Source organism: Shewanella sp. 11B5 (assembly GCF_002836795.1).
Taxonomy (GTDB): Bacteria; Pseudomonadota; Gammaproteobacteria; order Enterobacterales; family Shewanellaceae; genus Shewanella; species Shewanella frigidimarina.
The window spans coordinates 1-11707 of record NZ_PJAP01000280.1; the positions used below are offsets into that span (position 1 = coordinate 1).

The window sequence follows — 11707 nt, forward strand, 5'->3', positions numbered from 1 at the left end:
TCCACCGATGATGACATATAAATAACCACTATGAAGTCCATCTTCAGTGACAAGTTTACTGGCGGAAAAAATCTTGTGGGTATCTTCGCTGCGCGGATCGGTGCCAAGTACAGGTAGGCTGTCGCCATTTAAAAACTGCTGAATGATTGCCGTATCGACTCGGTGAGTTTTAATTTTTTCTTCTTTGGCGTCATAAGCAATCACGTTGCCATCAGGGTCTAAGGTGTAAATTTCAAAACTTGGGCCTAGCAACATAAAGTCGTGAAAGGCTTCTTTAAGTGCGGCGTCTGACGTGATCCCTTGCGATAATAAAGGATTGATGTGCGCCATGTGCTCGGCAAGTTGTAGGTGCAGTGATTGCTGAATTTGGTTACGGCTAAATTCATGGTTAAGTTGTAGCCATTGCCATAACGCGACAAACAGTAATAACACGATGATTGTGGATGCTAAAAACAACCGATTAAATAAGCGATTCATTAGTGGGCTTGCACCTCTGGTGGTGAAAATTTGTAGCCTACGCCCCACACGGTTTTGACAAGGTCATGTTCAGGCGAGCATACCGAAAGCTTGTTGCGTAAACGGTTTATATGACTGTTTACAGTGTGCTCATAGCCATCGTAGTTATAACCCCATACTGCTTCTAACAGTTGCATGCGGCTAAAGACTTGTTGCGGGTGTTTGGCTAAAAATAGCAGTAAATCAAACTCGCGGGCGGTGAGGGTTAACGCTTTATTAAAGGCGGTAACTTCACGGGTGCTGGAGTTAATGGATACGCTGTTAAATTCAATTTGTTGTGTTTGTTCATGTTGCGCTTTGCCGCGTCTTAATAGTGCTTTTACTCGTGCGCGCAGCTCTAATACGCTAAAAGGTTTGACGAGGTAATCATCTGCCCCAGCTTCAAGACCCAGTACCACATCTGCTTCTGAATCTTTGGCGGTTAGTAGCATCAGTGGAACTTCCTTACCGTCTTGGCGTAGTTGCTCACATAGCATAATGCCATCACCATCGGGGAGCATGCGATCCATTAATATAAGGTCGAGCTTTTTATGCTCGATTATGTGCATAGCTTGCTTCAAGGTGGTGGCGTGGTCGACGCTGTAGTTGAGTGCTTTGAGGTTAAGTATGATTAACTTAGCCAAGTCTTGTTCGTCTTCGACTAGCAAAATATGTTGCGGACAAACATGGCCATTATGTTTCGCGGTTCCATTCATGGTGACTTCCTCAAAGCAAATCCAGTAATTGCATTAATACTTAGACCCGCTTTGAGGAGAATAAATTTCAACGTGGTTGAAATTCATTCAGTCGATACGACTGATTAAGATTATTCAGTACGCATAATAGTGACAGCTAACACCGGGTTATCAAAACGGTGCGATGCACCCAGTACCGAATCGGCTAAGCCGTCGTACATTGAAATAACACCCGGATGAATATGCACAAAGTCGACATCATCACGGCTGGCGTTAAAGCCTTCGCCGCCATCAGCGGGTCCTGGCATAGTGCCTTTGGCTTCGCTGTTGGCTTCAGTGCCAGCATCATAAGCCATAAACTTCATCGCGGTTGTAGCGTCCACTTCCATTCCGGCAATGGTGTAACTGTTAATACCGGTAAAGGCATCGTTAGTGTTAACCAACATGGTGGCTAAACTAATGCTCGCTACGTCGGCTTCATCTAAGGTCAAGGTCAATGTTTCTGACATACCAGGCATTAATAAGCCTGTGCCATTAACACTGCTATTGATCACGCTTAGTGCGGCTATGTCGGCAGTATCACCACCTTCAGCCAGTTTCTCGAGTGCTTCGCTGGCCATTTCACCGGCGTTCCATAACATGGCATCACTAGCATGAGAGGCTAAGATAACCGGCGACATTGGCTGGTTAGCCGTCAGGTTAGTTACGGTCACCGTGAAGGTTTGCATCACTGGCGCAGGCGGGGTGACAACAACAGCAGTATCATCATCGTTGTCATCGCCACAGGCAGTAAGCAGGGTTGCAGCTGCCAGCATGGCGATTAAGCTGGGCTTAAGTGTAAAGTCAGTGCGTTTCATGGGCTACCTCCTTATTTTACTGTCACCACAACTTTGGCTACAGGGTTCAACCAGCGATGAACGCGACTGTCTAAATCACTCATTCCACCAGCAGGGTCCATGTCACCTAAAACGCCAGGGTGAGTATGTACATTGCTATTGTCAGAATTGTCCATCACGCCAGTGCCATTAGCTCCACCGTCACCACCTGGTGCTGCAGGAATACCCGGTACGCCTGACATGCCGCCGCCATTGATGATTTCATCATTGGCTTCTGTGCCAGCATCATAAGCATTGACGTACATAGTGTACGTGCCCGCTTCAGTAGGGATTTCCCAACCATCTAGCCCCATAAAAGCATCATTAGTGGGTAACACCATGGCAACTATAGATAAATGGGTGTTGTCGCCCGTATCAAGCATTACTCCACTTACATTGGCACCCGCAGCAAGTAACCCCATTGCCGGATTTGCTGATGTTACGCCTGCATTGCCGGTTACCGCAGTATCTAAGTCGGCTATGTCGCCACCTTCAGCCATTTTTTGTAATGCTGCAGATGCTTCGGTGCCGACTTGAAATAGGTGGCTGTCAGCGTCGTGGGCTGCGATCAAAATAGGGGTGAAGTGATTTCCGTGAGTTAAATTGGTCACGCTAACTTCAATATCAGCAGCCAAAGTTGGCAGGCTAAATAATCCAGCAGCCATAAGACTTGCAGTCACTAGTGTACGTTTCATAACCGAGCTCCTTTTGTTTAATTGCAACCAGTATGCACAAGTAATCTCACCTACTTATCGCCAAATTATCACAAAAGATTAACATCGTTAACTTGACGATAATAACGTGTGATAAAGTGAGTTCAAACCAACAAAAATAATAATGATTATGATTAGACAACTGACTCCCGCTGACTTTGATGCGGTAATCGCACTCGGTGAAATCGTTCACGGCAGTGGTTATATGGACATTGAAGAACTCACAGCGATTTATCACAAAGGCATTAAAAATGGCATTAATGCCAATTTTGTCGCGCTTGAAAATGATCAACTTATAGGTTTTCGGTTAACGTATGCCGCGGGACAATGGCCACAAGACCAGTGGTGTACGGTTGATAAGTGGGGCGTGAAATTTGAAGATGTGTGTTATTTCAAATCAAATACCATTGCAGAATCTGCCCGTGGACAAGGGCTTGGTGGTAAATTATTAGCTGCCTCTAAAGCAGCGGTTATTGCCCAAGGGGCTAAAGCTGGGGTGAGCCATTTATGGCAGCAAAGCCCTAATAATGCTGCGGTGCGTTATTTTACTAAGGCGGGTGGTAAGTTAATTAAACAACATCCGCAGCGCTGGCATCAACGTTATATGGGTGATGATTATATTTGCGTATTATGTGGTGAAGATTGCCATTGTGTTGCCTGTGAAATGCTACTGTTATTTTAATGTCTACTCTCTAAATCAATAATAAAAAAAGAAGACCAATATGTACGATCCGCTGATTAACTCGCATCCTAATAATCAAACGTTTGCCACTAGCTATTGGGCAAGCACTCAAGCCTTACCCGCACCAACTGCTGCATTGTCTGGTCGCCAACAAACCGATGTGGCTATTGTGGGGGGGGGCTACACAGGCTTATTAACAGCCTATTATTTGGCAACCAAATTCAATATAGATTGCCATGTGTTAGAGGCCAATCAAGTCGGTTTTGGGGCGAGTGCGCGCAATGCTGGGTTTGTGTTAAAAGGATCGGGGCGTTTAGGGTACGCCGCCATGACTGAGCGTTGGGACTTAGCAACGACCAAGGGCATATACGATGAATTCACCCAGGCGGTAGCTAGAGTCGATGGGTTAATTAAACAACATAATATCGCCTGTGAACCGCAAGAAGCGGGCTACTTAAAGGTGGCGCATAATCCTAAAGCCTTAGTCACGCTGCAAAATGCCGCTAATTATATTCAACAACACTTAGCCAGTAGCCAAGACTCGGGCGCTGAGTTTATTTCAAGCCAAGATTTTCGATCCCAGTATTTAGATCATCATCAAGCTTTTGGTGCGCTGCGTTTAAAAGACGGTTTTGGTCTTAATCCGCTTAAATTGTTATTAGGTTATAAGGACATGGTGCAAGCTCAAGGCGTGACTATTTCTGAGCAATCTTGCGTATTAGATTGGATTGAAGAGGGTGGTAAACATCGTTTAATTACCGATAAAGGCGAACTGATTGCCAACAAAGTGATTATGGCGGGTAATGCTTATACGCCTAAACGGTTTAACCAGCGCATAGACGATAAATTTTTGCCGATATTAAGCAATGTGATTGTCACCGAACCGCTTACCGCGCAAGAGCTTGCAGAGGCGGGTTTGCATACTCATCAAGTGACTATGGATACCCGTATTTTAAAATACTATTACCGTTTATTACCCGATAATCGATTGTTGTTTGGTGGCCGTGGTGCGGTGTGGGGCAAAGATGCTGCGAATCCCGTTTATGGTGAGCGTTTAAAAATGGCGTTAAATAAGTGCTTTCCAAGTTTAACGAGTAAAGCTATTGCTTATCATTGGACCGGATGGATTGCTGCTGCAATGGATGATATGCCCCATGTATATAGCAAAGACGGCGTAGGGTACAGCTTAGGATATTGTGGTGCGGGAGTGTCGTTTAGTAGCCAGGCTGCGTATCGCTTAGCGCAAAGTATTGCCGGAGAAACATTACCCAATTTACCTTTGTATCAACAACCCTTGCCTAAGTTCCCCTTCACCCAAGCAAGACGGCTTGGGCAATGGGGTTATTATCATTATGGTTGGTTAAAAGATCGTTTTGGTTAACCGCCCATTCCTAGGTTAATAACGACTTCTTAATTAACCAACGACTTCGCCAGTGCTTATTTTAGTTTCGTCTAATGGTTCAATTTTGAAATTGAAATAAGCATAAGATGCACTGATAAACGGACAAACTAAGTTAAAGAAGGCATAAGGCAGGTAAGCGATAGTGGCTACCCCAAGTGTACTGGCCATAAAGGCACCACAGGTATTCCAAGGCACTAGCGGGCTGGTTACTGTTGCTGAGTCTTCTAACGTGCGGCTTAAATTAACTGCGGCCAACTTACGGCGAGTGTATTCCACCTTTAACATTCTGCCAGGCAGTACAATGGCAATATATTGATCGGCAGTAATGATGTTAGCGCCAATACACACACCAAGAGTAGTAATAATCAAGCTGGCCGTGCCAGTGACGACGGTAAGAATACTTTCTAAAATACGATTTAATAATCCGGTGACTTCCATCACGCCGCCAAATGCCATCGCACACAGAATAAGCCAAACCGTTGTTACCATGCTGCTCATGCCACCACGACTCAATAGATTATCTAATACCTCATCGCCCGTGTTAGCGACATAGCCGTCAAACATGGCTATCCATAAACCTTTCACTAACGCGACCATTGGCAATAATGTGTCGTCGTGTACAAAGGCAATCACGTTATCAAACTGAAATAATGCAGCGCATACCGCGCCAGCTAACGTACCTAATATGACCGTTGGAAACGCTGGCATTTTGCGGTTAGCTAAATACAACACCACTAATAACGGGATCAATAAATGTATTCCTGGGCTGTAGGTTTTATCCAATAAAGCCAATGTATCGGTGAGTTGATTTTCAATTGGTACCACATCTGCTGTAAGGCCTAAAAAAGTAAAGCCAATAAGGGCAATGATAATGCTCGGCACAGTGGTCCAGGTCATGTGGCGGATATGGCTAAAAATGTCCGTTCCTGCAACAGCAGGTGCAAGGTTTGTGGTGTCAGACATTGGCGACATTTTGTCGCCAAAATAGGCGCCACTGATAATAGCGCCAGCAGTAATGTTAACGTCTAGTCCCATAGCAGACGAAATACCGACCAAGGCAATACCTAAGGTGCCTGCAACGGTCCACGAGCTACCAATACTCAGTGCAACCACCGCACACAACAAACAACAGGCAGTATAAAAGTAGTCTGGGTTAAGGATTTGCATACCATAATAAATCATCGTCGGCACTGTACCGGCTAAAATCCACGTACCAATCAGTGAACCCACACTAAATAAAATTAATAAAGCACCGGTCGCAACCCCAATACTTTTGACGATACCGCGTTCCATTTGATTCCAGCTATAGCCATTTTTATAACCGATGATCATTGCAATACATGCCGCTAACACTAATGCGATTTGATTGGCGCCTGATGAGCTGTCTGAAGAAAACAGATAAACCGCTGCCGCGAGCATAAGAATAAGGGCAAAAACGGGGATTAGTGCATCAAGTAAGCTGGGTTGCTTGTGCTCCGATGAAGACGGTTTGAACGACGCCGATTGAGACATACTACTTCCTTTGTTGTTATTATTTTTGACCAATATCTCATTCGTGTGAGTTGGCTAAGTGTTATCATAATAAGTTAGTAACTTATTTGTAACAGAAGCACATCCTGACATAAAAATGCCTGTTAAGTCGAACATTGTTAGGCTTGAGTGATAATTTATTGATGGGGAGATTGTTGCAGCTTTTGAATCGTATGCTTGGTTAATTACTTTGCGTGGTTATATATGTCAAATAGGTCGATTAATGTGAATAAATAGCCGTTGAGGATATCTGTTGGGGTCAGAAGTATCCTCATGAAAACGTGCAGATTTGATCGTTCTATGGACGCAGTTTATGGCTATTAATGACAATATTAAGCCAGTTATTTATTTAAATGTTTTAAGATGGCCTTTTCGGCATCAGCTTTAGTGGCTTCACCTTGAGGAATATCAATTTTTTCTAGGGCTTTATGGCCTGTCATATCTTCTGCAATATGTAACCAATCTGGATGCCAATAGAAAGAGGTGCCCGAGAAGGTGTCCCAATTATGCACTCCGGCTTTTTCACCTTGATAAATCAGGTCGCTAGTATTAACTTTCATTTTATCCTCCAATAATCATTACGAGTACGTTATCTAAAGTTCAGGAGTTTGAATAACAGCCAAGGTAATCACACTCCTTTTCAGTTACTAGCTTGCGCCTTGAGCTGGGTCATTTTTGTGATCTAAATCATAAAAGTTGCGGGTTATGGATAATGTAAACAGTAATTAATCTTTTGCGTTACAAGCGGATATAAAAAATCCCTGTGATGTTGTTTCCATCAAAGGGATTTTCTAACAAGCTAAACCAAATCTACTATTAGGTTTTAGCTTGTTCACGAGCAATGGCGCGATAAGCAATATCAGTACGGAAGTACACGTCATCCCAATGAATGGCATCTACTAATGCATAAGCTGATTGCTGTGCTTCAGTCACTGTGTTGCCCAGAGCAGTAGCGCATAATACGCGGCCGCCGTTAGTCACCACATGGCCATCTTTCATACTTGTTCCTGCATGGAACACTTTACCGTTAGTGTCGCCAAGGGTTAGGCCGTCAATCACATCGCCTTTATTGTAAGCATCTGGATAACCGCCAGCTGCCATGACAACACCTACTGCTGCACGTGAGTCAAACTCTGCTGTGACTTTGTCTAATTCTCCACGAGTTGCGGCTAAACAAAGTTCAACGATATCTGACTGCAAACGCATCATAATTGGTTGCGTTTCAGGGTCACCAAAACGGCAGTTGTATTCAAGCACTTTGGCGCTACCGTCTGGTGAAATCATCAGGCCTGCGTATAAAAATCCAGTATAAACATTACCTTCAGCCGCCATACCATCAACCGTTGGGCGAATAACATTAGCGATAGTCCAATCGTGTACAGCTTGTGTTACCACAGGAGCTGGTGAATACGCACCCATTCCGCCAGTGTTAGGGCCTTGGTCGGCATTGTCGCGAGCTTTATGGTCTTGGCTGGTGGCCATAGCAAGAATGTTTTTGCCGTCTACCATTACGATAAAACTGGCTTCTTCACCTTTTAAAAACTCTTCAATCACTACGCGTGAACCGGCATCACCAAACTTATTACCCGCGAGCATGTCATCAATCGCGGCATCCGCTTCAACTTGGTTAGCTGCGATAATCACACCTTTACCTGCTGCTAAACCGTCGGCTTTAATCACGACTGGGAAACCCGTTTTAGCGGTTAATATTGCCGCATAAGCTTTAGCCGGTGCAATCTCAGTGAAGTTTGAGTAATCAGCAGTAGGAATGTTGTGGCGCGCTAAAAAGTCTTTGGTGAACGCTTTTGACGATTCAAGCTGTGCCGCGCCTTTAGTTGGGCCAAAAATAGGTAAGCCTGCAGCATTAAAAGCATCAACTACGCCCAGTGATAATGGCACTTCTGGGCCGACGATGGTAATTGCGATGGCGTTATCTTTGGCAAAGGTGACAAGTGCGTCAATTTGTTCAACATCAATAGCAACGTTTTCTAACTTAGGTTCTAAAGACGTACCAGCATTACCGGGTGCAACAAACACTTTTGTTACTTGAGCAGACTGAGCCGCTTTCCAAGCTAGAGCATGTTCACGACCGCCGCCACCAATTATAAGTACCTGCATCTTCAATCCTTTTATAGCTGCGCTATGTTCTCTATTTCTGCTTCAAGCATGCTCACTTATACTTATAAGTTGCGCGTGCTTTCATTGAACTAGAAAAAATAGCTATGCTCTAATTCGTTTAAACAAAATTTAAAAAGTATCGCTTGTTATCTATTTTTGCAAAAGCATTTAGCAAAAGTATTTAGCAAAAACATGATTGATAAGCGATACCCATATTTGATATTAGCGTTTATTAGTGGCGGAAGTGACGCATGCCAGTAAACACCATTGCCATACCGTGCTCGTCTGCTGCGGCGATGATTTCTTCATCGCGAATTGAACCGCCCGGTTGAATGATGCAGCTAATGCCTGCCGCTGCAGCAGCGTCGATACCATCACGGAATGGGAAGAAAGCGTCAGATGCCATGACTGAATTTTCAACCACTAGGCCTTCATCGGCAGCTTTTATTCCCGCTATTTTAGCTGAATATACGCGGCTCATCTGGCCTGCACCCACACCGATTGTCATGCCGTCTTTGGCGTAAACAATGGCGTTAGATTTAACAAATTTAGCCACTTTCCAGCAGAACATTAAGTCTTTTAACTGTTCAGCCGTTGGTTGACGCTTAGAAACGACTTTAACGTCTTCTAGGTTCACCATGCCTTGATCGCGGTCTTGTATTAACAAGCCACCATTAACACGTTTGTAATCAAGCGTTGTGGTTTTAGTATTCCACTCACCACATTCTAATAAACGCACGTTGGCTTTAGCAGCAATGATGTCGCGTGCGGCTTGACTCACTTTAGGGGCAATAATGACTTCAACAAACTGACGGTCAACAATGGCTTGCGCCGTTTGTGCATCTAACTCTTGGTTAAAGGCAATGATGCCACCAAAGGCTGATGTTGGGTCGGTTTTAAATGCGCGGTCGTAAGCTTCTAATAAGTTAGCGCCTAATGCCACACCACAAGGGTTGGCGTGCTTAACGATAACGCAGGCTGGGCCTTCGAATTCTTTTACACATTCAAGAGCTGAATCGGTATCAGCGATATTGTTGTAAGACAAAGCTTTACCTTGTAGCTGAACCGCACTGGCAACTGAAGCTTCATCAATTTGCGTATCGACATAAAACGCCGCTTTTTGGTGACTGTTTTCACCGTAACGTAAGTCTTGTTTTTTGACAAACTGACTATTGAAAGTACGTGGGAACGTTGAATCGTCATGACATTCGTCGTTACTGTGCGCTGGCACCATAGTACCAAAGTAGTTAGCAATCATGCCGTCATACGCTGCGGTATGTTCAAAGGCGGCAATGGCTAAGTCAAAACGCGTCTCTAAAGTAGTGCTGCCGTTGTTGGCTTGCATTTCTGCAATCACGCGGCCGTAATCTTTAGCGTTAACGACTATTGTTGTGTCTTTGTGGTTTTTAGCGGTTGAACGCACCATGGTTGGGCCGCCAATGTCGATGTTCTCAACAGCGTCCGCTAAGGTGCAGCCTGGTTTAGCAACGGTTTCAGCAAATGGGTATAAGTTAACCGCAACCAAGTCGATAGGCTTAATGGCGTTTTGTTCCATGACGATTTCGTCAATACCGCGACGGGCTAAAATGCCACCGTGAATTTTTGGGTGTAGGGTTTTAACACGACCATCCATAATTTCAGGGTGACCCGTGTAGTCAGACACTTCCATTACCGGGATATTATTGTCTGCAAGTAACTTTGCAGTACCGCCCGTTGATAAGAGTTCAACACCTTGTGCATGCAGCGCTTGTGCAAACTCAAGGATTCCAGTTTTATCTGATACGCTTAATAGCGCGCGACGAATTGGTCTGACATTATTCATGTAGGTACAGGTCCGCTAGTTTGATTTTAAGGAGCTTTAGTAAAACAGAGTCAATTAAAGTCTGCTTTACCAAAGTCCCTCATAGTGTTTTTTAGATTGCTTAACACCGTCGAGGCTTACTGTGTTGTGATCAGGCGGGCGTATTTTATCGTAAACCGCTTCTATTGGGTGTTTTTTCTGTGTGATTTCACAATATTGAAATAAGAACAAAGGTACGCAAAAATAATCATCCAATAACCCTTGACCTTGGATTAAACTCCAAGGTTTATACTCAGGTAAAATTCAGATCACGATGGTGAGTTAACATATGTATCGAATAGGCGAACTTTCTGCTTTATATGACATTAAAGCAGACACATTACGGTTTTACGAAAAGCATGGTTTGTTATCACCTTCAAGTCGCTCTGATTCTGGGTATCGGTTATACAACCAAGCTGACTCTGAACGGCTCAAGTTTATATTACGCGCTAAAGCGGTGGGTTTCTCGCTTAACGATATCGCCGATTTATTATCTATCGAAGTGGACAAGTCCAATCGTGCCTGTGCAGACGTTAAAGGTTTGGTTGATACCAAGCTTGAGCAAGTCGAAGCCAAACTCGCCGAGTTACAACACTTTGCAACATCGCTAAAAAGTTTATCTAATACCTGTTGTGGTGGCCCTGATAGCGCCGAGCATTGCTCGATACTCGAAGCGTTAGAGTCGTCTGACAAACACATTATTGCTAAAAAAGAACATCATCATTTTGCTCACTCAGGTCATAAGGATTAAGTATGTTATTGACCAATTTTCTTCATTTATTTTTAGAATCTGCTCCGTGGTTGTTACTGGGCTTGGTGCTGGCAGGGTTGCTAAAAGTATTTGTGCCGATGGCATGGATGCAAAAACAACTTGGCGGCCATGGTATGAAAACCGTCGTTAAGGCGGCATTATTAGGTGCACCTTTACCTTTGTGTTCGTGTGGGGTTATCCCCGCAGCAGTTGGTTTACGTCGAGCTGGCGCCTCTAAAGCTGCAACAACCTCTTTTTTAGTGTCTACACCCGAAACTGGCGTTGACTCAATTACCGTATCGTATGTATTACTTGGGCCTTTTATGGCGATAGTGCGTCCGATAGCGGCGATTACCAGCGCGATAGTGGCGGGTTTATTAGTGGGCCGTGATGACGATGATTGCTGTTTCTTTTTCACATTTTTCTCTTCCGTCGCACATGATTATTGTTTTCTTTTTGTGTGCCGTTTCTTTATATATTAAATATTTATTTTATTTTCATTTTCTTCTTTTTTCTTTATACTATTATTCTTCACATTCTTCATTCCTTCGTTTGATTTTCTCCTTTCTCTTATTCTCATCTTTCTCTTCCTTCTTTTTTTTTTTT

General features: G+C 44.0%; 10 protein-coding genes and 2 pseudogenes. 4 read left to right on the forward strand and 8 right to left on the reverse strand.

Annotation, left to right across the window (positions count from 1 at the left end; genetic code table 11):
• From CXF78_RS05035 to CXF78_RS05050, 4 genes and pseudogenes are all read right to left on the reverse strand, one after another.
• A pseudogene (locus CXF78_RS05035) lies at positions 1 to 477 on the reverse strand (sensor histidine kinase); the annotation flags it as partial.
• On the reverse strand, positions 477 to 1211 hold the full coding sequence (locus CXF78_RS05040) for a response regulator transcription factor (protein WP_102036162.1): 735 nt from the start codon (positions 1209 to 1211) through the stop codon (positions 477 to 479). The gene CXF78_RS05040 and the pseudogene CXF78_RS05035, both read right to left, overlap by 1 nt.
• 110 nt (positions 1212 to 1321) lie before the next feature.
• A complete protein-coding gene (locus tag CXF78_RS05045) occupies positions 1322 to 2047 on the reverse strand; it encodes a spondin domain-containing protein (RefSeq protein WP_102036163.1) in 726 nt (241 codons plus the stop codon).
• 11 nt (positions 2048 to 2058) lie between these two features.
• Entirely contained in the window at positions 2059 to 2760 is a 702-nt protein-coding gene (locus tag CXF78_RS05050; RefSeq protein WP_102036164.1) for a spondin domain-containing protein, read from the reverse strand.
• 142 nt (positions 2761 to 2902) lie between these two features.
• Between CXF78_RS05050 and CXF78_RS05055 the strand changes: the two genes are divergently transcribed.
• Complete coding sequence (locus CXF78_RS05055; RefSeq protein ID WP_082707431.1) at positions 2903 to 3460, forward strand: GNAT family N-acetyltransferase; 558 nt, start codon at positions 2903 to 2905, stop codon at positions 3458 to 3460.
• 40 nt (positions 3461 to 3500) lie between these two features.
• Positions 3501 to 4841, forward strand: a complete 1341-nt coding sequence (locus tag CXF78_RS05060; RefSeq protein WP_102036165.1) for an NAD(P)/FAD-dependent oxidoreductase — start codon at positions 3501 to 3503, stop codon at positions 4839 to 4841.
• Positions 4842 to 4874: 33 nt separating this feature from the next.
• Here CXF78_RS05060 and nhaC read toward each other — a convergent pair whose 3' ends face one another.
• The 4 genes from nhaC to purH form a co-directional block, all read right to left on the reverse strand.
• On the reverse strand, positions 4875 to 6374 hold the full coding sequence (gene nhaC / locus CXF78_RS05065; RefSeq protein WP_102036166.1) for a Na+/H+ antiporter NhaC: 1500 nt from the start codon (positions 6372 to 6374) through the stop codon (positions 4875 to 4877).
• 359 nt (positions 6375 to 6733) lie between these two features.
• Complete coding sequence (locus CXF78_RS05070) at positions 6734 to 6952, reverse strand: hypothetical protein (protein WP_011635980.1); 219 nt, start codon at positions 6950 to 6952, stop codon at positions 6734 to 6736.
• Between the two features lie 256 nt (positions 6953 to 7208).
• Positions 7209 to 8510 (reverse strand): phosphoribosylamine--glycine ligase, encoded by a 1302-nt coding sequence (purD, locus tag CXF78_RS05075; RefSeq protein WP_102036167.1) that lies wholly within the window; start codon positions 8508 to 8510, stop codon positions 7209 to 7211.
• Between the two features lie 232 nt (positions 8511 to 8742).
• Positions 8743 to 10332: a bifunctional phosphoribosylaminoimidazolecarboxamide formyltransferase/IMP cyclohydrolase gene (gene purH, locus CXF78_RS05080; RefSeq protein ID WP_102036168.1), complete on the reverse strand. Its 1590-nt coding sequence runs from the start codon at positions 10330 to 10332 to the stop codon at positions 8743 to 8745.
• Positions 10333 to 10639: 307 nt separating this feature from the next.
• Between purH and zntR the strand changes: the two genes are divergently transcribed.
• Together zntR and CXF78_RS05090 are read left to right on the forward strand one after the other, a co-directional pair.
• Positions 10640 to 11101 (forward strand): Zn(2+)-responsive transcriptional regulator, encoded by a 462-nt coding sequence (gene zntR, locus CXF78_RS05085; protein ID WP_101086235.1) that lies wholly within the window; start codon positions 10640 to 10642, stop codon positions 11099 to 11101.
• 2 nt (positions 11102 to 11103) lie between these two features.
• Positions 11104 to 11502, forward strand: a pseudogene (locus CXF78_RS05090) (permease); the annotation flags it as partial.
• Positions 11503 to 11707: the final 205 nt, after the last annotated feature.